Annotated in this window: 20 protein-coding genes; 11 read left to right on the top strand and 9 right to left on the bottom strand. The window is 75.0% G+C overall.

From position 1 onward, the window contains the following. The first annotated feature begins 240 nt into the window (after positions 1 to 240). From ACIPYS_RS09030 to ACIPYS_RS09020, 3 genes are all read left to right on the top strand, one after another. Positions 241 to 1,011: a glyoxalase gene (locus ACIPYS_RS09030; RefSeq protein ID WP_400744950.1), complete on the top strand. Its 771-nt coding sequence runs from the start codon at positions 241 to 243 to the stop codon at positions 1,009 to 1,011. A 118-nt stretch (positions 1,012 to 1,129) separates the two neighbouring features. Further along, positions 1,130 to 3,958, top strand: coding sequence for an AAA family ATPase (locus ACIPYS_RS09025; protein WP_400744948.1), 2,829 nt, complete (start codon positions 1,130 to 1,132; stop codon positions 3,956 to 3,958). 31 nt (positions 3,959 to 3,989) lie between these two features. After that, a complete protein-coding gene (locus ACIPYS_RS09020) occupies positions 3,990 to 4,175 on the top strand; it encodes a hypothetical protein (RefSeq protein ID WP_400744947.1) in 186 nt (61 codons plus the stop codon). Here the strand turns inward: ACIPYS_RS09020 and ACIPYS_RS09015 are convergent. The 3 genes from ACIPYS_RS09015 to ACIPYS_RS09005 all read right to left on the bottom strand — a co-directional run bounded on the left by ACIPYS_RS09015 (position 4,153) and on the right by ACIPYS_RS09005 (position 6,862). Then, positions 4,153 to 5,190: an alpha/beta fold hydrolase gene (locus ACIPYS_RS09015; protein ID WP_400744946.1), complete on the bottom strand. Its 1,038-nt coding sequence runs from the start codon at positions 5,188 to 5,190 to the stop codon at positions 4,153 to 4,155. The two genes, ACIPYS_RS09020 and ACIPYS_RS09015, sit on opposite strands and share 23 nt — an antisense overlap. Before the next feature lie 95 nt (positions 5,191 to 5,285). Then, positions 5,286 to 6,179 (bottom strand): LuxR C-terminal-related transcriptional regulator, encoded by an 894-nt coding sequence (locus tag ACIPYS_RS09010; protein ID WP_400744945.1) that lies wholly within the window; start codon positions 6,177 to 6,179, stop codon positions 5,286 to 5,288. An 80-nt stretch (positions 6,180 to 6,259) separates the two neighbouring features. Continuing rightward, positions 6,260 to 6,862 (bottom strand): VOC family protein, encoded by a 603-nt coding sequence (locus ACIPYS_RS09005; RefSeq protein ID WP_093864565.1) that lies wholly within the window; start codon positions 6,860 to 6,862, stop codon positions 6,260 to 6,262. 287 nt (positions 6,863 to 7,149) lie between these two features. Here ACIPYS_RS09005 and ACIPYS_RS09000 point away from each other — a divergent pair, with 287 nt between their 5' ends. Then, positions 7,150 to 7,644: an SRPBCC family protein gene (locus tag ACIPYS_RS09000; RefSeq protein WP_093858358.1), complete on the top strand. Its 495-nt coding sequence runs from the start codon at positions 7,150 to 7,152 to the stop codon at positions 7,642 to 7,644. Between the two features lie 136 nt (positions 7,645 to 7,780). On the opposite strand, the gene ACIPYS_RS08995 is transcribed toward ACIPYS_RS09000, so the two are convergent. The 5 genes from ACIPYS_RS08995 to ACIPYS_RS08975 all read right to left on the bottom strand — a co-directional run bounded on the left by ACIPYS_RS08995 (position 7,781) and on the right by ACIPYS_RS08975 (position 13,616). Then, positions 7,781 to 8,896: a DNA gyrase subunit B gene (locus ACIPYS_RS08995; RefSeq protein WP_400744943.1), complete on the bottom strand. Its 1,116-nt coding sequence runs from the start codon at positions 8,894 to 8,896 to the stop codon at positions 7,781 to 7,783. A 343-nt stretch (positions 8,897 to 9,239) separates the two neighbouring features. Then, positions 9,240 to 10,073 (bottom strand): DUF1295 domain-containing protein, encoded by an 834-nt coding sequence (locus ACIPYS_RS08990; protein ID WP_400744941.1) that lies wholly within the window; start codon positions 10,071 to 10,073, stop codon positions 9,240 to 9,242. Then, a complete protein-coding gene (locus tag ACIPYS_RS08985; RefSeq protein ID WP_400744939.1) occupies positions 10,070 to 11,425 on the bottom strand; it encodes a class I SAM-dependent methyltransferase in 1,356 nt (451 codons plus the stop codon). The genes ACIPYS_RS08990 and ACIPYS_RS08985 overlap by 4 nt, the downstream gene beginning before the upstream one ends. Next, positions 11,422 to 12,195 carry a DUF1365 domain-containing protein gene (locus ACIPYS_RS08980; protein ID WP_400744937.1) on the bottom strand — a complete coding sequence of 258 codons (774 nt, stop codon included), beginning with the start codon at positions 12,193 to 12,195 and terminating at the stop codon, positions 11,422 to 11,424. Before ACIPYS_RS08980 ends, ACIPYS_RS08985 begins: the two co-directional genes overlap by 4 nt. Before the next feature lie 158 nt (positions 12,196 to 12,353). Beyond that, positions 12,354 to 13,616 carry an NAD(P)/FAD-dependent oxidoreductase gene (locus ACIPYS_RS08975; protein WP_400745203.1) on the bottom strand — a complete coding sequence of 421 codons (1,263 nt, stop codon included), beginning with the start codon at positions 13,614 to 13,616 and terminating at the stop codon, positions 12,354 to 12,356. Between the two features lie 437 nt (positions 13,617 to 14,053). On the opposite strand from ACIPYS_RS08975, the gene ACIPYS_RS08970 reads away from it, so the two are divergent. The 4 genes from ACIPYS_RS08970 (at position 14,054) to ACIPYS_RS08955 (ending at position 16,530) form a co-directional block, all read left to right on the top strand. Continuing rightward, complete coding sequence (locus ACIPYS_RS08970; protein ID WP_197698694.1) at positions 14,054 to 14,452, top strand: YidH family protein; 399 nt, start codon at positions 14,054 to 14,056, stop codon at positions 14,450 to 14,452. A gap of 254 nt (positions 14,453 to 14,706) precedes the next feature. Further along, positions 14,707 to 15,006 (top strand): hypothetical protein, encoded by a 300-nt coding sequence (locus tag ACIPYS_RS08965; RefSeq protein ID WP_093858361.1) that lies wholly within the window; start codon positions 14,707 to 14,709, stop codon positions 15,004 to 15,006. Between the two features lie 118 nt (positions 15,007 to 15,124). Then, positions 15,125 to 15,718 (top strand): DUF6461 domain-containing protein, encoded by a 594-nt coding sequence (locus ACIPYS_RS08960; protein ID WP_400744934.1) that lies wholly within the window; start codon positions 15,125 to 15,127, stop codon positions 15,716 to 15,718. 113 nt (positions 15,719 to 15,831) lie between these two features. After that, complete coding sequence (locus ACIPYS_RS08955; RefSeq protein WP_400744932.1) at positions 15,832 to 16,530, top strand: hypothetical protein; 699 nt, start codon at positions 15,832 to 15,834, stop codon at positions 16,528 to 16,530. Positions 16,531 to 16,583: 53 nt separating this feature from the next. Here ACIPYS_RS08955 and ACIPYS_RS08950 read toward each other — a convergent pair whose 3' ends face one another. Beyond that, positions 16,584 to 20,408, bottom strand: coding sequence for a CHAT domain-containing protein (locus ACIPYS_RS08950; protein WP_400744930.1), 3,825 nt, complete (start codon positions 20,406 to 20,408; stop codon positions 16,584 to 16,586). Between the two features lie 72 nt (positions 20,409 to 20,480). On the opposite strand from ACIPYS_RS08950, the gene ACIPYS_RS08945 reads away from it, so the two are divergent. The 3 genes from ACIPYS_RS08945 to ACIPYS_RS08935 are packed head-to-tail and all read left to right on the top strand — an operon-like array spanning position 20,481 to position 21,900. Further along, complete coding sequence (locus ACIPYS_RS08945) at positions 20,481 to 20,831, top strand: hypothetical protein (RefSeq protein WP_400744928.1); 351 nt, start codon at positions 20,481 to 20,483, stop codon at positions 20,829 to 20,831. Further along, positions 20,828 to 21,631 (top strand): hypothetical protein, encoded by an 804-nt coding sequence (locus ACIPYS_RS08940; protein ID WP_400744926.1) that lies wholly within the window; start codon positions 20,828 to 20,830, stop codon positions 21,629 to 21,631. The genes ACIPYS_RS08945 and ACIPYS_RS08940 overlap by 4 nt, the downstream gene beginning before the upstream one ends. A gap of 2 nt (positions 21,632 to 21,633) precedes the next feature. Further along, positions 21,634 to 21,900: a DUF2610 domain-containing protein gene (locus tag ACIPYS_RS08935; protein WP_400744924.1), complete on the top strand. Its 267-nt coding sequence runs from the start codon at positions 21,634 to 21,636 to the stop codon at positions 21,898 to 21,900. The last annotated feature ends 7 nt before the right edge of the window (positions 21,901 to 21,907 follow it).

Raw genomic sequence — 21,907 nt, 5'->3', positions numbered from 1 at the left:
CGCCCGCAGAGGCAGCCCAGACCTGCACCGGGGGCACCGGCCGTCGTGAACAGGAAGGGCAACGCCTTCGGCACCGGCCCGCGCTCCTTCGTCCTCGGCGCGGACTTCTGCACGCCGCGCGGAGAACTCATGGGCGCCGGGGCCGATTCTGCGGCAGGCTCGGGGATTCGGGTCCGGGGTTCGGGCCCGGTCTTCGGGTCCGAGGTTCGGACCGGAACAGGAGGGGAAGAGGTGGCGGACATGCCAGGACCGACGGTGCGCGCCAATGAGACCACGGTGCCGGTGCTGCCGTGCGTCTCGGTCGACGAGACGCTGGAGTTCTACCAGGCCCTCGGGTTCGAGGTCACCTACAAGCAGACCCGCCCCTACGTCTACCTGGCACTGGAGTGGAGCGGGTTCGCGCTGCACTTCGGGACTCCCCCCAGGAACATCGAGCCGAGCCACGAGGACGGCGGCGGCTGCCTGGTACTCGTCGACGAAGTCGCGCCGTACCACGCCGAGTTCACCCGGGCCCTGCGCGCCGCGTACGGGCGGACGCTGTCCAAGGGCCGACCGCGCATCACCCGGTTCAGGCCGGGGGCGAGCCGCTTCACCCTCGTCGACCCGTCCGGGAACTCGATCATCTTCATCCAGCGGGACGAGCCCGCGGAGCTGGAGTACGGCGGCTCCAAGGACCTCACCGGCCTGGCCAAGGCCCTCGACAACGCCCGTGTCCTCAGCGAGTTCAAGAACGACGACCGTGCCGCACTGCGGGTCCTGGCGACGGCCCTGCGCCGGCACGGGGACACCGCCGCGCCGTTGGAGGTCGCCCGGACGCTGGCCACCCTGGTCGAGCTCGCCACCGCGCTGGAGGAGACCGACGGTGTCGACGAGTGGCGCCGTCGGCTGAACGCGCTCGACCTCACCGAGGCCGAACGTCACCGGGCCGCCGCCGGGCTCCGCGACGCCGAGGCGCTCCGGCTGTGGCACGACGGCGCGGACCCGGACACAGGAACAGTCGGCACACCCTGACGTTCCGGCGCACGGGGTCGGTCACCACCGCGCCGGCCGACGCGGGGGGTTCGTAGGATGGGGCGAAGCTCCTGGGGAAAGGGGGCTCTGCCAGGGCGGACGCGGCGGAGGAAGCGTGATGGAGCAGGGCACGACGCATCAGCTGCTCGGACGGCACCGGGAGTCGGAGGAGCTCGACCGGCTGCTGCGCGAAGTGCGTGACGGGCGAAGCCGGGTGGTGGTGCTGCGCGGTGAGGCGGGGATCGGCAAGTCCGTGCTGCTCGACCACGCGGCCGCCCGGGCGACGGGGATGCGGGTCGTGCGCACGGAGGGCGTCGAGGCCGAGTCGGAGTTCGCCTACTCGGGCCTGCAGCGGCTCTGCGCCCCGCTGCTGTCGCACCTGGACGGGCTGCCGCCGGTCCAGCAGGACGCGCTGAGGGTGGCGTTCGGCCTCAGCGGCGGGCCCGCGCCCGAACTGCTGCTGGTCGGAATGGCGGTGCTGGGGCTCTTCGCCGAGGCGGCCGCTACGAGCCCGCTGGTGTGCCTGGTCGACGACGCGCAGTGGCTGGACCTGATGTCGCTGCGGATCCTGGGGTTCGTCGGCCGTCGGCTGGACGCCGAGTCGGTGGCGCTGGTCTTCGCCGAACGGCTCGCCGACGGGGAGGGCGAGCTCGCCGATCTGCCGGTCCTGCCCCTGCGGGGGCTGGCCGACGCGGACGCCCGGACCCTGCTCGGTTCGGTGCTGCCGGGGCCGGTGGACCCCCGGGTGCGGGACCGGATCGTCGCCGAGACCGGCGGGAACCCGCTGGCCCTGCTCGAGCTGCCGCAGGGGCTGTCGGCGGCCGAACTGGCCTTCGGCTTCGGCGGACACGGCCCCGCCCCCGTGCCGAACCGGGTCGAGGAGGGCTTCCGCCGGCGTGTCGACGCGCTGCCCGCCGACACCCGGGCCCTGCTGCTGCTCGCGGCGGTCGAGCCGGTCGGCAACGAGCTGTTGCTGTGGCGCGCCCTCGGCCCCCTGGGCATCGGGCCCGGGGCCGCGGCGCCCGCCGAGGCCGCCGGGCTGCTCAAGCTGGGCGCTCCGGTGCGGTTCCGGCACCCGCTGGTGCGCTCGGCGGTCTGGCGCCGCGCCGACGCCGCGGACCTCCGGGCGGTGCACGCCGCCCTCGCCGACGCCACCGACGCCGAACGCGACCCCGACCGGCGGGCCTGGCACCTCGCCCACGCGGCGGTCGGTCCGAACGAGCCGGTCGCCGCCGCGTTGGAACGCTCGGCGGACCGGGCGCTGGCGCGCGGCGGCCGGGCGGCCGCGGCCTCGTTCCTGGAACGTGCCGCCGCGCTCAGCCCCGACCCGGCGCAGCGGGCCCGGCGGGCGCTGGCCTCGGCCGGGGCGCATCTCGCGGCGGGCGCGGCCGACCGGGTCCCGGACCTGCTGGCCGCCGCCGAACTCGGGCCGCTGGACCGGCTGCAACGGGCCGGGGCGGGCCGACTGCGGGCGGGGGCGGCCGCCATGGCCGACCCCGGGCCGGGCGCGATACGGCCGCTGATCGCGGCGGCCGTGACGCTCGGGGAGCTCGACCCGGCCACCGCGCGCGAGACCTGCCTCGCCGCGTTCGGGGCGGCCGTGCGGGCCGGACGGCTCGACGGGGACGGCCTGCGGCAGGTGGCGGAGGCCGCCCGCGGCCTCGCGGCCGGTGGGTCGGCGGGCGGCGGGTCCACGGGAGACGGGGAAGTGGGCGGCGGGTCGGCGGGCGACGGGGAGGTGGGCGACGGGGACCGGACGGACGGCGACGGGGCCGCCGGAGCGTTCCTGCACGCCCTGGCCGTCTGGACCGAGGACGGACCGGTCAAGGCCTTCCCCCCGCTGGCGCGGGCGCTGCGCGCCGTCACCGACGGGGACGACCGGGCGGTCCCGGCGGTCCTGGAGCCGGCCGTGGACTCCGCCGGGGAACTGGGCGACCTGGCGGCGTGGCTGGCCGTCACGGACCGGGCGGTGCGGTTCGCCCGGACGACGGGCGCCCTGTCGGTCCTCTCCACGGCGCTCCCCCACCGGGCGACCGCACTGGGCCTGGCGGGGCGCTTCACGGAGGCCTGGGACCTGCTGGCCGAGGGAGCGAACACCGAGGAGCCCGCCGGGGCGGCGGCGCGCCTGGCCGCGACCGGCCTTCTGAGCGCCCACCGGGGGCGGGAGCGCGCGGCCCTGGAGGCGCTGGAGACGCTGGAGCGGGAGGGCGAGCGACGCGGCCTGGGCCGCTCGATCGCCGTGGCCGCGTACGCGCGGGCGGTGCTCCACAACGGTCTGGGCAACTATCCGCTCGCGCTGGAGGCCGCACGGCGCGGCCTGGAGCACCAGGACCTCGCCGTGCACCACTGGACCTGCCTGGAACTGGTCGAGGCGGCCACCCGCACCGGCGGCCCCGACGCGCCGGCAGAGGCGCGCGAGGCGCGGGAGCGGCTGGCCGACCGCAGCCTGACCGGCACCCCCTGGGCACGCGGCGCGGCGGCGGTCGCCGACGCCCTGACCGGGCCCGAGGAGCACGCCGAGGAGCGCTACCGGGACGCGGTCGAACACTACGACCGGGGCGGGCTGCCGGTGTTCGGGGCACGGGCCCGGCTCCTGTACGGCGAGTGGCTGCGCCGCCGCAACCGGCGGGCCGAGGCCCGCGCCGAGCTGCGGACGGCGCACGACGCCGCCGCGGCGATGGGCATGGAGGCGTTCGCGGAGCGGGCCCGGCGGGAGCTGCTCGCCACCGGCGAGACCGTCCGCCGTCGGACCGTCGACGCGCCGGCCCTGACGCCGCAGGAGACCCAGATCGCCCGGCTCGTGGTGGCCGGGCACTCGAACGCGGAGATCGGGGCCCAGCTGTTCATCAGCCCCCGGACGGTCGAGTGGCACCTGCGCAAGGTCTTCGTCAGGCTGGGGATCGCCTCCCGTCGGGAGCTGGACGGGGCGCTGTCGGGCGGCCTGTGACCACGCGTCGGGCGCCGCCGGGACGTCCGCCGTGACCGGCGTGACCGGCCTGGCCGGCCTGGCCGGCGTGGTCGGCCTGGCCGGCGTGGTCGGCCTGGCCGGCGTGGTCGGCCTGGCCGGCGTGGTCGGCGTGGTCGGCGTCCCCCTGCGGCCGGTGTCCCCGCCCGGCCGGCCTCGCGATCCGGACCGCGTGGTCAGAGCCGGTCGGCGTCCATGACCGCCCGGGCGAACGCCGCCGAGGCCTCCTGGGGAGCGTTGTGCCCGACGCCGGCGAGGACCCGGTGCTCGTACGGGCCGGTGAAGAACTTCCGGTACCCGAGGCCGTCGGTGGAGGCCAGGAAGGGATCGAGCCCGGGATCCAGGGTGATGGTCGGAACACCGATCGTGGGCCGGTCCGCGAGCCGCTGCTCGTAGCGGTCGTAGCAGGGTTCGCCGGCCGCGAGCCCCAGCCGCCACCGGTAGTTGTGGGTGACGATCGCGGCGTAGTCGGGATTGTCGAAGGCGGCGGCGGTGCGTTCGAACGTCGCGTCGTCGAACTCCCAGGTCGGCGAGGCCTCCTCCCACACCGCCCGGCACAGCTCCCGGCGGTACTGCGGGTTCTCCAGCGCCCGCCGGCCGCGGTCCGTGGCGAAGTAGTACTGGTACCACCAGGTGTGCTCGGCCTTCGGCGGCAGGGGGTTCTGCTGCGCCCGGACGTCGGTGACGAGGTACCCGTTCACCGACACCAGGGCCCTGACCCGCTCCGGCCACAGCGCCGCGACGACGTCGGCGGTCCGCGCGCCCCAGTCGAACCCGGCCAGGACCGCCCTGCGGATCCCCAGCGCGTCCAGGAGGGCGACGACGTCGAGCGCCACCGCGGACTGCTGCGCGTTGCGGACCTCGGTGGGCGACCGGAAGGTGGTGCTGCCGTGGCCGCGCAGGTACGGGACGATCACGCGGTAGCCGGCCTCGGCCAGCAGCGGGGCCACGTCGACGTAGCTGTGGATGTCGTACGGCCAGCCGTGCAGGCAGACGGCCACGGGCCCGCGGGCCGGTCCCGCCTCGGCGTAGCCGATGTCGAGCACGCCGGCGCGGACCTGCTTCAGGCCGCCGAACGTGGGGGCCGGGGCGGTGCGGCGGGAGCGGTCGTCGGCGACGGCGGCGGTGCTCGCGGCGGCGGTGGCCCCGGTGGGCACGGCCACGGCACCCATGCCCAGACCGACCGCCTTGGAGAACGTACGCCTGTTGATCATGTTCGATCCTTTCCTGGAAGCTGATCCGGAAGCTGATGACGTTCTGACGTTCTGACGTTCTGACGTTCTGACGTTCTGATGCGCCGAGGCCCGGCTCACGGCTGGAGCCGACCCACGCCCGCGGTTCGGTTCAGGGCGTCGCGCAGCGCCGCCCTGGTGGTGATGCCGAGCTTCGGGAAGACGCGGTAGAGATGCGAGGCGACCGTGCGCGGCGAGAGGTGCATGCGCCGGCCGATCTCCTTGTTGGTCAGCCCTGCGGCTGCCAGGTCCGCGACCCGGCGTTCCTGCCAGGTCAGCGGGGTGAGGACCGGCACTGCGGCACGGTCCGGCCGGTGCGCCGAGTGCGCGTCGGCGAGGACGGTTCCCCGGGGGACGGTTCCCGAGCGGACGGCGACGGTCCACCCGGGCAGGGCGGCGGAGTCGAACCGCGACGCCACTTCGGCGCGGACCGCGATCAGCAGCCGCACCCGGCTCCCGGCCAGGCGCCGCCCCACGAAGCCGAGCACCTCGGCACTGGGATCGTCCAGCCACTGCCCGTCGTCCACGACCAACACCAGCGGCTGCCGCACCGCCGCCCGGGACAGCAGCCGGAGGACGGCTGTGCCCAGTCGCACGACCGACGGCCGGTCGTCCTCGGCCCGGCCGAAGACACCGTCGAGCACGGCCCGGGTCGCCTCGTCCGACCGCGCGACCTCACCGAGCAGCGGATGGAGCAACTGGTGCAGTCCGGCGTGGGGCAGCCGGGCCTCCGCCTCGACCCCGGTCACCCGCACGACGCGGTGCCCCTCCCGCTCCGCCGTGACGGCGGCGCGACCCAGCAGGGACGTCCGGTCGACTCCCGGCAGCGCGCGGAGCACGAGGGCCCGGCCCACCGTGCTCCGCGCCAGCGCCGCGAGTTCGGCGTGCGCACGCTCCCGCGCCACCGGCAGCCGGCCCGCACCGTTCCGCTCGTTCACGTTCTCGTCCTCGTTCACGTTCTCCGTCGGCATCGGTTCCCTCCGCCGTCCGCCGTCCGCCGTCGATCGGATCTCGCCCGCACGCCCCGGTGGCCGGACCGCGCCACCGGGCGTCAGTCGCCGACACCGGCCGCGCGGGCCATGTACGCGGCGTACCACGACGGCCAGTCCGGATCGTGGTGACCGAGCCGGGCCTCGTACTCTCCGTGGGCGAGCGCCGCCTCGCGCAGCGCCTGCTCGACCTCCGCCGCCGAGCGGTAGACCACCTGGGTGATCCGACCGGGCCGCCGCGTCGTCACCTCCTGCAGGACGAAGGTGTTGCCGTCCGGGTCGGCGAACGTCACGAACGAGCCGTAGGACTGCCGGCTCGGATGCGGCCCCGTGACCCGGCCGGTCGAGCCGGCGTGGTGGAACACACCGCCGGCGTCGTGGAACACCTCGCCGACGTCGACACCGCGGGCCACCAACTCGGCGCGGGCCGCGACGACGTCGTCCACGACCAGGTGCACGCCCCGTTCCGAACCCGGCGCCGCGTCGGTCACGCCACTGCCGACGATGATCGACGCGGCCGAGCCCGGCGGCGTCAGGTGCACGACCCGGAAGCCCCCGGGGCCGGAGAAGTCGACGTCCTCGCGGAAACCGATCCGCGTCCAGAACTCCTTGGCCCGGTCCACGTCCGAGACCGGCACGACCACGACCTCGAGCTTGAGATCCACCGTCATCTGCTCCTTCTGCGTCGACGGGTACCGGGAGGGCACCCGCCGACAACGATCCCGGGAGCGCCGCCCCGTCGCCCCAGGGACGGACCCTGGTGGAGACCCTGGCCCGGGTGTCCCCGGGTCCCCGGCCAGGGCCCCGGGGCGGGTGGACCAGGGTTGGACACGGGCTCGACGGGAGCGCACCGACCGGCAACCTGGGTCCAGCGATCACCGGCCCGACCCGGCCCGACCGCCCGACGCGGACCGTCCGGCCCGCCCCGACCCGAGGAGCACGAGAACACACCATGGCCACCATCCACCTCACCGAGCGGACGCACGCGACACCGGAACAGTTCGTGGCCTGCCTCACCGACTTCGGCCCGGGCCGCCGGGAACTGTTCGGCAACAGCGCGGACGAGTACCTGAAGGTCCACACCCGGGGCACCGACCGAGCCGATGTCACCGAGGGCTCGGGCGGTGTCTGGGAGCGGCTGCACTACGACTGGTCCGACCCGCACCGAGTGGTGATGACCACCGTCGACTCCAACATCTGGGGCGGCGCCTCCGGACACACGTACACCTTCACACCGCTGCCGGACGGCACCACACGGCTGGACGCCGTGGTGGTGCGCGAGGGCAAGAACCTCCGGGGACGACTCACCGGCCTGCTCCTGGGCAGCGTCGGCAAGGGCGTGCTCGCGAAGGCCCTGAGGAACACGGCCAGGGCCGTCGAGGCCCGCTCCCTCCCGCCCCACGACCGCCCCGCCCCCGACACCCCGAACGCCCCGCACACCCGCTGACCGGAGCCCGGAACCCGGAGCCGTCGAGGTGGGGAGCAGGCGCCACCGAGCGGATCCGGTCGGGCTCGCGGTCTGCGCCGCCCCGGTCCCGGTCCGGACGTCGCGCCGGACCGGGAGACCCGGCGGTGCGGCTGTGTCAGTCCCGGGTGGTGGCCGGGAGCCGGGCGAGGACGGCGGCCGCGCGGGCCGGGTCGGCGCGGAGCCAGGCGGTCGCGTGCTCCCGGACGGCGTCGGCGACGCAGGTGCGGACGGGGCCGTTGCTCAGCCGCGCGCGGGCGGCGCCCTCGAACTCGGGCCGGTCGAGCTTCACCGACACGATCGCCGTCAGGCCGGGGCCGAGCCGGGCCGGGGTGGGTACGTACTGGCCCCCGGCGACGGCGGTGAGCGCGGCTGCCAGGCCGTCGCGGAAGCCGAGTTGGTGGGTTCCGCCGTCGGTGGTCGGCCGGCTGTTGGCGTAGCCGGTGACCTGTTCCTCGTGGGAGTCGGCCCAGCACAGGGCCACTTCCACGGTTCCCTCCATGTCCGGGCACTCGCGTTCGAAGGCGAGCACCTCCGGGTGGGGCGGGGCGCCCTGTTCGGCGAGGCGGTCGCGCACTCCCCCGGGGTAGCGGAAACGGACGGAACGGGGCCGGCCGGGGTGCCGGTCGTCGGTCAGGGTGATGTCCAAGTCACGGTTCAGGAAGGCCAGTTCCCTGAAGCGGTCGGCCAGTGTGTCGAACGAGAGCGTCAGTGCCCCGAAGATCCCGGGATCGGGGCGGAAGGAGATCGCCGTCCCGCTGCCCCCGTCCGCACCGGTCCGGACGGGCGCCCCGACCCGCACTCCCCGCTCGTACTCCAGCACCCAACGGGAGCCGTCGCGCCGAACCTCGGCCGTCAGGCGGCTGGACAGGGCGTTGACGACCGACAGCTCCGCAGCGAACCTGCTGCCGGCCGGCGAGCGCCGGCCGACGAACGGGACCCCGCTGCAGAGCACGGACAGGCATTCCTCCAGCGCGCGGCCGTCGTGGTGTCCGGCGTGTCCGACCGGGTGGCCCCTGCCGTCGTCGGCGACCGTGACGCCGCCGTCCGCGGTGAGGGTGATCCCGATCCGACCGGCCGTGCCGTTCAGCGCCTCGTCCAGCGCCGGCTCGGCGGCGTCGAGCACCAGCTGGTGCAGTGCTCGCTCGTCGACCGGTCCGATGTGCATCCAGGGCCGCGCCCGAACCGCCTCCAGGCCCTCCAGGACCACGATCATGCCGGCGTCGTACGTCACGGGCTCCTCGCCCGTTCCCTCGCTTGCTCCCTCGCTTGCTCCCTCGCCCGTTCCCTCGCTCACGCCGCCCCCTCCGAGAGTCTCCGACAGAGCTCTCCAGCCTAGGGAATTTTCAGGAGAACACCAGGTCAGCGGCAGTGCGGCACGGCCGTGGACGGGCGCCTGACGGACGATCGGGGGCGGTCGGCCGGGAGGGGCCCGGACCGTCGCGGCAGAGCCGCCGCGAGCCGCTCACGGCCCTGGGAGGCGCCCTTCCCGGCGGCCGCGGGACCGGGAGTCCGAAGAGAATTTCCCGTGCCCGGCCCGCGGCTGTCGCGGAGGCCGGGCACGGCCGCGGCGGCGGTCAGAGGTGGGGCCGCGGCGGTCCTGCGGGCGAGGCCGTCCGACGCGGTGGCAGGGGCAGGAAGCCGCTGGTGCGCGCGGCGTACTCGGCCCAGCCGGGCCGCTCCGCACCGAGCCGGCGTTCCAGCATCGGTTTGCCGCTGCCGAACGCGAGCAGGTAGGTCATCAGGACGGGGCTGAGGACGAAGGCCCAGCCGACCGGGCTGTCCGCGGCGAGCAGGAACAGGCCCCACCAGACGCAGGCGTCGCCGAAGTAGTTGGGGTGCCTGGTCCAGCTCCACAGGCCGCGGTCCATGATCCGGCCGCGGTTGGCGGGGTCCGCCTTGAAGCGGGCGAGCTGCCGGTCCCCGACCGCCTCGAAGAGCAGGCCGACCGTCCACAGCGCGGTGCCCGCCCAGGCGAGCGCGCCGGGCGGGTGGGGAAGGTACTGGGCGGCCTGGACGGGCAGCGAGACGAACCACACCAGAGCGGCCTGGAGCAGGTAGACGATCCGCAGGGCGTACCAGGTGCGGGCCGGTCCCTCGGGGGCCCGGGAGAGCATCCGGGCGTAGCGCGGGTCCTCCGGGGCGCCGCGGGCGCGCCACCACAGGTGGGCGGAGAGCCGAAGGCCCCAGACGGTGACGAGCAGGGTGGCCAGCAGCCGGCGCCCCTGGTCCCCGTGGCCCTGCGAGAGCGCGAGGCCGCTCAGCGCCACGGCGGTGAACGCCAGCCCCCAGGCGACGTCCACGCCCCGGTGGCGCCCGGTGCGCACCCCCACCGCGAACGCGGCGAGGAGGACGGCGAGGGCGACGGCGGCGGTGACGGCGAGGTTGAGTGCGAAGGCGGTGGCGTTCACGGCCGCTCCTCCTTCCCGCCGAACGGCCGCTGCTCCTCCCGCCGGGAGGGGGAGGTCGGCACCGGTGCGTCCGTCGCCCCGTCGCGGGTGAGGAGGAGCTGGTGGAGGTCGAGATAGCCGGTGCGGAACCCGGCCTCGGAGTGGGCGAGGTAGAGCTCCCACATCCGCCGGAACACCTCGTCGAAGCCGAGGGCCGCGACCTGCGGCGAGCGTTCGGTGAAGCGTTCGCGCCACAGGCGCAGCGTCTCGGCGTAGTGCGGTCCGTACGCGTCGGCACGGGTGAGGCGCAGCCGGGTGTGACGGGTGGCGCTCTCCTCGATCGCCCGTACGGAGGGGATCTGGCCGCCGGGGAAGATGTACTTGAGGATCCAGGTGTAGGTGCGGCTGCTGGCCACCATCCGGCCGTGGGGCATGGTGATCGCCTGGAGGGCGACACGTCCGCCGGGTGCCAGGACCCGGTCGAGGGTGGCGAAGTAGTCGGGCCAGAAGGGCCGGCCGACGGCTTCGATCATCTCGACGCTGACCACGGCGTCGTACTGGCCTTCGGCGGCGCGGTAGTCGCACAGCCGGACCTCCGCCCGGTCCGCCTGCCCGGCCGCGGCGATCCGCTGCCGGGCGAGAACGAGCTGCTGCTCCGAGAGGGTCAGGCTGACGACGTGGGCGCCGCGCCCGGCGGCGCGCAGGGCCAGTTCGCCCCAGCCGGTGCCGATCTCCAGCATCCGGGTGCCGGGACCGACGCGGGCCAGGTCGAGCAGCCGGTCGATCTTGCGGTGCTGGGCTGCGGCCAGATCGTCGTGGGTGGCGAGCGGCGCGTGGGCGGCGCCGGTCGGGAAGAGGGCGGCGGAGTAGCTCATCGTCGGGTCGAGGAACAGCGCGAACAGGTCGTTCGACAGGTCGTAGTGGCGGCCGACGTTGCGTCGTGTGTTCGCCGCGGTGGAGAGTTCCTCGTCCGGCGGCCGCTGGACGTAGAGCCGGCGCAGCCACCGCGTGCCGGTCGGCACGAGGGTCTCGGGGGCGGTGGCGAGCGCGGTGAGCAGTGCGACCAGGTCGGGGCTGTCCCAGTCCCCGGCCTGGTAGGACTCGCCGAAGCCGATCAGGCCGCCCTCGCCGACCCGGTGGAGGAAGGCCCGGGGGCGGTGCAGGCGCAGGACCGGCGCCCCGGCCGGCGCGGGTCGCAGGACTCGGCCGCCCGGGAGTTCGACGCGCAGGCCACGCCGCGAGGCCGCCCGGCGCAGCAGGCGCGCGGCGACGGCGGCCCGCAGCGGCACGTCCGGCACTCGGGCGACGTCCGGCCAGCGCGCGGGGTCGACGGAGGGTGTCGGCGTCGCGGCCGGGGGGACCGTGGTCGTCATGGGGCGGGTACCTCTTCCGTGGGAGCGGGCCGGTCGTCGGGCCGGGGCGCGGCGGCCGCGGGGCAGGCAGGGGTGGCGGCGGAGCGGTCGGTGGTGTCGGCCGGCCGGGGACGGACCGGCAGGCCGCTGAGCCACAGCCGGATCCCCCGGTAGCGGATGTGGAGGCTGACGGCCCAGGTGGCGAACGGATGGGTGAGCGCGACCCGCAGCAGGGCCGCCGGGCCGGCCGGTCGTGCGGCGCCGCGCACGGTGGCGGTGAAGGCCGGCTCGCCCCGGCGCTCCAGGTGGACCGCCAGCCGGAGCTGGTCCCCCGGTTCGGGCAGCACCATGCGGTAGCGGCCGTCGACGGGAAAGAACGGTGACACGTAGAAGTCCTTGTCGCACTCGCCGCGGCCCTCGGGGTCGGGCGCCAGCAGGTAGCGGTGGCGACCGCCGTAGGTGTTGTGGACCTCGGCGACGGTGCACAGCGGGCGGCCCTCCGCGTCCCGGCACCAGTACACGGTCAGCGGGTTGAACACGTGTCCGAGCGAGCGGGCCTGGGTCAGCATCAGGACCCTTCCGCGGCCGAGCCGGACACCGTGACCGAGGAGGTAGCGCTCCAGGTCGTGCCGGACCGTCGGCGGGTCGTCGGCGGCCGCGAGGGCGTGGTCGCGCGGCAGGAAGCGGGCCAGTGGCCGCAGCGGGCGCGGCAGCACCGGCAGGTCGTCGAGGTCCACCAGCCACAGGTAGCCGGCGTGCCGGAACGCCCGTCTCCGGGGTGCGGTGCGCACGTGCGTGGTGACGGTGTCGTAGAGGACCGCGCGCCACGGTCCGGGCAGGTTCGGGGCGGGCGGGCCGGATGCGGGCGGGTTCGGTCCGGTCGGGTTCGGTTCAGGCAGGTTCGGTTCAGGCAGGTTCGGGGCGGGCGGGCACGGTCCGGGCGAGGCGGTCACGGCGCGCTCACCCCCAGCAGGGAGTGCGCGGCCTGGACGCCGGAGCGGCAGCCGTCCTCGTGGAAGCCCCAGCCGTGGTAGGCGCCGGCGAACGCGGTGCGGGCGGTGGCGAGGCCGGGCAGCCGGCGCTGGGCCGCGACCGTGCGCGCGGTGTACACGGGGTGTTCGTAGACGGTGCGGGAGAGCACCCGCTCCTCGGGGATCGGCCGCTGCCGGTCCTCGTTCAGGGTGACCAGGTAGTCGGCCTCGGTGTCCAGGCGCAGCAGCCGGTTGAGGTGGTAGCTGACCCGGACCCGGTCGGAGGGCGCGGTGCAGTGGGGCATCCGGTAGTTCCACGATCCACGCGCCGAGGCCGCGGCGGGAAGGACCGTCGGGTCGCGGTGCAGCACCGTCGGGTTGCGCGAGTAGCGGAAGGCGCCGAGGACGGCGCGCTCGTCGTCGCTCGGGTCGGCGAGCAGCCGGAGCGCCTGGTCTGCGTGCGTGGCGACCACCACGGCGTCGGCCTCGGTGCTGCGGCCGTCCGCGCGGACCACGGTGACCCCGTCCGGATGCCGGCGCACCGCGCGCACGGGCGCGGACCGGTGGACGGTGGTGAGCCGCTCGGCGATCCGCTCGACGTAGGTGCGCGATCCGCCGACGACGGTGTGCCAGGTCGGTGAGCCGCCCACGCCGAGCAGGCCGTGGTTGCGCAGGAAGGTGAAGAGGTAGCGGGCCGGGTAGTCCCCCGCCAGGTCGGGGGCGCAGGACCACACCGAGGAGACGACCGGGGTCATGAAGTGGCTCACGAAGTAGGGTCCGAACCGGCCGGCGGCGAGGAACTCCCGCAGGCTCGGCTCCCCCGCGTCCGGGTCGGCCAGCAGCCGGCGGGCGCGCCGGTGGAACCGGGGCACCTCGGCGAGCATGCGCAGGTACCGGCCCCGGACCACCACGTCGGGGCGGCCGAGCAGTCCCACCGGTCCCCGCGCGCCCGCGTACTCCAGGCCGCAGCCGTCGCAGCGTACGGACATGCTCATCTCGCTCTCCTGGGTGCGGACCCCGAGTTCCGCGAACAGGCGCACCAGGTGTGGGTAGGTGCGGGCGTTGTGCACCAGGAACCCGGTGTCCAGCGCGAGTGCCCGCCCGGCGCGGTCGACGGCGTCCTGGGTGTGCGCGTGGCCGCCGAGGCGCCCGTCGGCCTCGAACAGCTCGACCTCCACCCCGGCCCGGGTGAGCTCGTACGCGGCGGTGAGCCCGGCGACGCCGGACCCGACCACCGCCACCGTGCGCGGACGCGGGCCCCCGCCGGGACGCGGCCCGACCCGCGCGGGAGCCGGGACGGCGGCAGCGCTGACGGCGTTACTGACCGTGACGGTACGGACCGCGGCGGCGTCGGTTCGGGCGGCGGGGACGGTGTCGAACGTGGTCACGAGGGCCCCTCCGGTCGGGGCCGCGACAGGGCCCGCATGGTCGTTGCACCAGGTGTTCGGAACAGACCGGGGAACGGATTGGCCCGGCACCGCACGCCCCGGGAGCAGGGACACGGTGCCGCATCGATTCCGCGCGTCGGCTTCCCGGCCCGTGGGCGCCGCGGTCCGCTCCGGCCGGTGTCGGCACCTACCGGAGCCTCCGCGACCCGGGCCGACCAAGGGGCGCGTCGCTCCGACGCCGCCCGCGCGCGGCCGGGGAGACTGGGCCGACGGAACCCGAGGAGCAGCCGGTGACTGTGGACGGTTCGCGGCAGGACGGGGAGCGCGGGCCGGAGTCCCCCGCTCGGTGGTGGGAGGAGGGCGAGGAGCCGGACTACCGGGCGACGATGGCCAACGAGCGGACGTTCCTGGCCTGGTCCCGTACGGCGCTGGCACTGCTGGCCGGGGCGCTGGCGGTCCTGGGGCTGGGGCAGGTGGGCCCGTACGGCGTACGGCTCGGGCTGGCCTGCTACCTGATCCTCCTCGCGGTGGCGGCGACGGTCTCGGGGTACTGGCAGTGGCGGGTGCGGCAGCGGCGGATGCGGCTCCGCGAGCCACTGGGCCACAGCACGGTGAACGCGATGGTGGGGCTCGCGTTCCTGGTCCTGGCGGGAATCGTGGTCGCCGCCGTGGCCGTCGGCCCGCACTGACGCCCTGCTCTGCCCCGCTCTGCCCTGCCCTGCTCTGCCCGGCGCGCGCCGTCGCGGCGGTGGCCGTGTCGTAATCCGCGGCGCCTTCGGCCCCTCGCAGTCAGATGACCGATGCCCGCCGGCTCCGGGTCGGCCAGAGTCGGTCTCGCCGGGCAGGACGGCGCCCCCGATCCGGGGAGCGACCGCTCGGCGGCCGACCCGCACCGCACAGCCCGCGCGGCCGGCCATCCGACCGAACAAGGGAGATCGCCTTCATGAAGCGCACGGCACGGACCACGGCCGCACTGCTCCTCGCAGGAGCCGCGGCGACCGGCATGCTCGCCGTGAGCGCCGGAACCGCCTCGGCGGCCGGCTACGCCAACTCGCTCACGTACACCTTCGCCAGCGGCGACAGCGGCGCCAACTGGAACGAGTGCAACAGCAGCAAGCGGGCGCAGAACGGCATCCTCGACCGGTCCGGGAACCTGGACCCGCAGGTGTACTACTACTGCGCCCCCGGGCAGTTCGCGCACGGCGAGCAGGCCGTGAACCTCTGGTTCCGGCACCGCGCCTGACGGTCGGAGCGGTCCGAACGACGCCGGGCCCGGGCGGGACCGTGTGCGAGGCGGCATTCACCTCGTCACGGCCTGTTCCGGCCCGGCACTGTCAGTGGCACGGCCGAGAATCGGCGTCATGACGGTGACCGCTGATGACTACTCGTGGTTCGAGGACACGTTCCCGGACCTCGCCGAGGCGTACTGCCTCACACTGGTGAAGGACCTCGCGTCGGCCGATCTGCTGCGACGCCTCGACGGGGAAGAGGGCCCGGTACTGACCGGAGCGGCAGCGGTGGTCAAAGCCGCCTACCGCCTGGGCGACTCGCAGCAGCTCGTCGCGATGGCCCGCGTCGGCCCGTGGACACTGATGATCGAGCCGAACGGCCACCTCGGCGTCGACGAGGAGCGGGCACTGCCGGCTTCGGCGGGAACCACGTGGATCTTGCACTTCTGCAACGTCAACGGCCTGGGCTCGTTCCTCTGGGCCGAGGACGGCGGGGTCCGCTCGGCGTTCGAGCCGGTACTCCCCGATTCCCGTTGGGGCAGCACCCCCGACGACCAGCTGAGCGCGATGCACCGGGTCGGCTTCCACTTCGGCACCGACGCACCGGACGTCGACCGGTCGGTGGCTGCGGCCTTCGCCCTCGCGGAGACCATGACCGGAGTCCGCCCTACGCCGGAGCTACTCGGCACTACCGCGTTCACCTGCGGATTCCTCAGGGTCCGCTGATCACAGCGGAGCACGGGTGCGGGCCGGGACGATCGTGCGCCACCTGATCGGCCGGCCGCGTGTCGCGGGCCGGGGCGCGCGGCGGATGCCCGTCGGGGAGGCCAGAATGAGGCATGCGAGCAAGCCCCGGCCCGGCCGGGCCGTCCCCGGTGGTGCCAGGTCGGGCCGATGAGCGCGGTGAGCACTGGTGGCCGGTCGCGTCGGCGGTGGTGAGTGCCGGGCTGTTGCACGTGGTGCTGCCCGTGTCGTACCGGGTGGACCCGGTGTGGGTGGTTCCGGTGGTGCTGTTCGCCCTGCTGGTGGTGCTGGTCGTCGGCGACCCGGGGCGGATCGACCGCCGCAAGACCTGGCTGCGGGTGGTCACCGAGACCGTGATCGCCTTCATCACCGCCTCGAACCTGTACGCCGGGATCCACCTGGTGTCGGACATCCTCACCAACAACAAGCTGTTCGCCGACAACGCCACCGGTCTGCTGGCGACCGGTGGAGTGACCTGGGCGACGAACGTGATCGCCTTCGCGCTCTGGTACTGGGACCTGGATCGCGGCGGCGCCGCCGCCCGGGCCCACCGGCCGGCCACGGAGCCGGCGTTCGTCTTCCCCGAGATGCAGCACACCGAGTACGCACCGGCGGACTGGATACCGCGCTTCGCCGACTACTTGTCGCTGTCCTTCTGGACGGCGACCGCGTTCAGTCCGACCGACGTCTCCGCGATCAAGCGGTGGGCCAAACTGCTCATGATGATCGAGGCCGCCACCTCCCTGATCGTGGCGACACTGGTGGTCGCCCGGGCGATCAACATCCTGCAGTGAGGCAGGCGGGGCCAGTGCGGCGAGTGAGGCAGCGGCCGCCCACCGCGGTCGGCTCAGTCGCCGAAGTGGACGTAGGGCGCCCAGAGCATGGGGCGGTCCGGATTCTGCGCGCGCAGGGTGCGCAGAGCTTCGTGGACAGCCCGGGCGGCGCGGTCCGGTCGCAGGGTGCCGTCGACGACCAGGCCGTCGTAGATCAGCCGGACGGCGGTGCCCATCAGGTCGTCGTCGACGGTCTGCCACAGGCTCGCGACGACCTGGCGTACGCCCGCAAGCTGGAGGGCGGCGGCCAGGTGGATCCCCTCATCCGCCTGGTGCAGGTCGCCGATCGCGGTGTGGCAGGCCGCGAGGAACACGAACGGCGCGGCGGCCTGCTCGGTGACGATGTCCTGGAAGGTGAGGACGCCGTCCGGGAGCAGCAGGCCGCTGTCCAGGGCGTCACCGCGGCGGATCCCGTGGCAGGCCAGATGGACGGCGGACTGTTCGGCCAGCGCCAGCAGCACCCGGTCCCGGGTGACCTCGCGGCCGTCGAGCCGGACCGGGGGCGGCACGATCCGGGCGGCCAGATCGGCGGCGTCCCGGGCCGGGCCGCCGAGCGGGGCGGTCCCGGGCTGCTCGGGGAGTTCCGAGACCGTAGCGACCAGGGGCCGGCCCGCTGGCGCCGCGTCCTCGCGGGTCCGGGCCAGCCAGAGGTGACCGAGTGTGACGGTGTAGGAGGAGACGACCCGTTCCAGGACGGCGTCGGCGCCGCGCCCGGCCGCGTGCAGCGGCAGCAGGGTGAGCGGGCCGGTCGGGCACCACCATACCCGGGGCCAGGGTTCCACCTCTCGGCACACTTCTGCGGTCACGGGCTCGCCGACGGTGTCCCACAGCCAGGCGAGGACTTCCCGCATGGTGTTCTCGGCCCGAAGCCGGGTGAGGCCCCTGCCACGTGCGAAGGCGTATGCGGCCTCTTCCCAGCGGCGGCCGTGTTCCTCGGCGTCGGCCCGGCGCAGGGACGGCAGGTGCAGGGCGCGTACCCGGTCGGTGTCGACGAGGACGGCGTCGCTGCGGGTGTCGGCGACGTTCACGAGCACGGCCGTGCCGCCGAGGGTCGCGGCGCGAAGCCGGTCGAGGCCCGGTCCCGCCGCGAACGCGGGACGGCCGAGCGCCCGGCCCGCCTCGGCCTCGAGCTCCGCCAGCTCCGCCCTGATCCCGGCCCGTTCGCTGGCCCGGTCGCCGCTCCGTTCTTCCCGCTCGCGCCAGCGGCGGTCCTGGTCCGTCGGACGGACGGTCAGGGCCCGGGCGAGCCTTGTTCTTAGCCGCCCGAGCCGCGCGGCGAGTGTCGGATCCACCCGGCGCAGCTCCAGCAGGTCGGCGTTGGCCCGGACCATCGGGCCCCAGGCCACGAACCGGGCCTGTTCGAGCAGTTCGACCGCTTCCTCGACCCGGCCCGCCGCCAGGGCGCAGGCCGCAGCGTCCGAGCCGAGCATGCTCAGGTCGGACGCCCGGTGGCGGCGTTCGGTGTCGGTGAACTGCGATCCGACGCTTTCGTCGACCAGGTCGACCGCGACCCGGAACGCCGCCAGCGCCGCGGCGAGGTCGGCGGCACCCTGCCCGCTGCGCAGCCGGGCGTGCAGTACGGCCGCGCGCAGCCTGGCGGGCGGGGGCAGGACCCGGCCGTCGACCACGCCGGCGGCCAGCTCCACGGCACGGCGGAGGTCCTCGTCGTGGCCGAGGCGGCGGTGGCGTTCGGCGAGCAGTTCCGCCAGTCGCAGGTCGATCAGGTCGCGTTCGGCGGTGCCGGGGCGGAGCAGGGTGCGGGCCTCGTCCAGGCAGCCGGCGGAGGTTGCGGGGCCGGTGCCGCCGGTCGGGCCGGACCCGGTGCCGGCCGGGGTTGCGGAGTCGGTAGCGACAGAGGCTCCGGCCCGGTCGAGGAGGTCGGCGTACGCCGCCAGCGCCGCCGCCCGGGTCGCGGGTGCCAAGGGTCGCGCCAGGACCTGGCGGAGCAGCCCCTCCGGGTCGTCCGGTGCCACGGCCCGACTGTCGGGTCCCGGGCCAGACGTCGCTGCGGGACCGGCGGCGGCAAGGGTCAGCGCGCGGGCGAGCACGATGGCCGCGGTCGGAGCGCCGGACCAGGCATGGTTCGCCCGGGCGCAGGCCAGTGCCGCACCCAGGAGCGTGTCGTCGCCGGTTGTGTCGACGTGGGTCAGCAGGGCTTCGGCCAGCGCGCCGCAGATCGCGCCGCCCGGGTGGGAGCCGCCGGAGGTCCGCACGTGGTCGGCCCGCAGGATGCGCAGCGCCTCGGCGAGTTCCTCCGGGTCGCCGAGGCGCCGGTGAAGAGCGAGGAGGAAAGCGCTCAGCAGGAGCGGCGGCGGCGTGCCGTCCGGAACCGCTCGGCGCAGCAGGTCGACAGTCCGTTCAAGATCGAACGGGCTTCCGGTCCGGTGGTGCCGGTCCAGGAACAGGCGGGCGAGCAGCCACTCCCGGCCGTCCGGGTCGGCACGTTCCGACAGCTCGACGGCGGCTTCGAAGTCCCCCGGATCTCCGTACCAGCGATGGCGCGCGGCCAGCACGGCGGCCTTCGCCCCGGCCAGGACGCGCCCCGTCGGACCGTACCGGCTGTGGGTCGTCAGGAGGGCTTCGATCCGTTCCAGGGCGGCGGCGAGGTCCGCGGGGTCGCCGGTGAGTTCGTGCCGGTCCTCGAGTGTTTCGGCGGCCCGGAGCGCGGCCGTCGGTCCCGGGACGCCGAGGCCGCCAGGTCCGCCCGGGACGTCAATGGTGCTGAACACGCCGACGGCGGCGAGACGGTCGAACAGGGCCACCGCCTCGTCGAGGCGGGCCGGGTCCCGGTCGAGCAGGCCGAGCAGACGCGTGCAGTCGCCGAGCACGAGCAGCGCGGCCGCCGAACCGCCAGCCGCGGCCGGGGCGGCGTGGCCCCGGGCGGCTTCGAGGTCCGCCCGGTCACCGTCGAGCCGGTACAGGGCGAGCAGGCCCCTTGCCAGTGAGGTGTTCAGCGCGGCCGCCGCATCCCCGTCGGCACCGACCCGCAGCACGGCCTCCAGCACGGGAAAGGCCCGGTCCCGCACGAGCTTTGCGTCGTATTGGGAGTCCGTGGTCTCCAGCAGCCGGTGCACCGACTCGGCCCACGCCACGAGGGCCGGGCTCACCTCCCCGGGTGTCCGGGCGACGGCCGCGCCGAGCAGGCGGAAGGCGGTCGGAAGGTGTTCCGTGTCGCCGGAGCGGGCGGCCAGGAGGTGGGCGCGCCCGGCGGCGGTCAGGTACGGCCAGTCCGCCCGCAGGCCGTCCGGCAACAGGGCGAACGCACTGTCCAGCGCCGTGAGGGCGCGCCCCAGGTCGCTGCGGTGGCCCAGCGTCAGATACCGGTCGAGAAGGACGGTGCCCTCCGCGGCCAGGGCACCGGGGCCGGCGGCGGGCGTCCGCGGGTGTCCGACGAACAGCAGGGCCGCCGACGCCGCGACCGCCGTGCCCTCTGTACCGGGCTCGGCCAGGAAGACCTGGGCCATCTCCTCCAGCCAGGCTCCGGGCAACGGGGGCGGGGCCGTGCCGAAGGCGGCGGCGAGCGCCCGCACCGGACCGGCGGCCCGCTGCGCCAGGGCGATCGCCCGCTCGGCGCCTCGCTCCCCCTCCCCTGTGGGGTAAAGCACCTGCCGCAGGGCGGTGTGCTCCGGAGAGCCCGGCCGGCCGGTACGCACCAGGGCGTGCAGTCCGGCGAGCGCGGCGGCCTCCGCAGCGTCGGCGGCGGCACCGTCGTCCTCGCCCGCGGAGCGGCGGTAGGCCGCGAACGCGGCGGTGAGGTCCGCGAAACGGGCGCCGCGGGCGTAGGCGATCGCGTGGTCGCGGAACTCCCGCAGCGCCGCGCGGCGGATCTCCTCGGTCATTCCCTCCGACACCCCCTTCATCCCCTCCTGCGGTCCTATGATGCCCCTGGGACCGGATCGAGGGGGGCCTTGATGAGCGACCAGGACGTTTTCGCCGAACTGTGCAAGGAATACGCCGACTTGGCAACCTCGCTGGACGAGACCCGAAGACGCGAGCTGGTGCGGCTGACGGAGGAGGTCCGGGCGGGAAGCGCGGACCTGCTCGACCTCTGCCGGGCTGTCGGGTATCCGACGTCCACGGGTACCCGGGACGGGACCGACGGACAGTTCGCGGGCCTGCCGGGGATCAGGACGGGGGCTTCCTCGGCCCCCGAACGGTTCGGCTGCCCCGGCACCAGGTGCTCGCGCAGCGACCTGCGGGACGACCGGGGCCGTCCGCCCTGGTGCCAGCTGTTCGACCTTCCCCTGGTGGCGACCCGGTGAGCGGCCTGCTGACCGAGCTGGGCAAGCGGCTCGCCGACCGCTGGCTCAGCGAACTCCTGATCCCCGGCGCCCTGTTCCTCCTGTTCCTGTGGACGGCGCTGACCCTGCGCAACGGCCACGCGCTGGACTGGAGGCGGGTACGGACGGCGGCCGAACACGACCTGACGGCGCTCGGGGCGCAGCAGGCGGCGGCCCGGATCCTGGTCCTGCTCGTCCTCGCGGGTCTGCTCGGCACCCTCGGACGCTCGTTCGGCGCGGCACTGCTGGCGTTCTGGTTCGCCCACTGGCCACGGCTGCCGCTGTACCCGCTGCTCGCGGTCCGGCGGTGGTCCGCGCGCCGCAGGCTGCCCGCCGGGGCGACCACGAGGTACCTGCCGGACCGGCACTCGTGGATGGCCGACCGGATGCGGCTCCTGGACGAACGGCTCGACGCGGAGTACTCGTTGCGGATCGGGCCGCTGTGGTCACGGCTGTGGGTGTCGTCGGACGATCGGGCGCGGGTCCCGGTGACGCTGGCCCAGCGCGCCCTGGAGCGCAGCGCGGTCTTGGCCGCGTGGGGCCTGGTGGTGACCGGGGCGGCGCGGATCTGGTGGCCGGCCGCGCTGCTGGGCCCGGTGCTGTTCCTCCTCGGTGTGCGGCGGGCGCGCTCCGCCACCGACACGCTCGCGGAGCTGGTCGAGGCCGTGGTGGACACCTCGCAGGAGCGGATCGCCACCATGTTCGGCTTCGCGGTCCGGGGCGGGGTGGTCCGCCCCGCCGACGCCCGGCAGATCAACAGCCGCATCGTGAAGGGGTTCTGAGCATGCGGCCGTTCATAATTCGTTGCTCGTTCGGCGGCGAGACCGCGGACTTTCCGTTCTACATCGGCCGGCCGGTGGACGACGCGCATCCGCTGGAGCAGCAGATCGCCTTCCTCGCGAGGGAGCGGGGCGGGCGGATGCCGGCCGCGGCGGCCGACGGGTTCGCCGATCTGCACGCCATCGCCCTGGCCGAGCGGGTCCCGCTGGAGGAACTGGTGGTCTGGGCGATGGGCAAGGCCGAGACAGTGGAGCACCGCTTCGGCCCGTGAGGAGGCA

The sequence above is a fragment of the Kitasatospora sp. NPDC089913 genome (assembly GCF_044748625.1).
Taxonomy (GTDB): domain Bacteria; phylum Actinomycetota; class Actinomycetes; order Streptomycetales; family Streptomycetaceae; genus Kitasatospora.
Note: the sequence above shows the minus strand (reverse complement) of the source record. Positions and strands in the feature narration are given on the sequence as shown.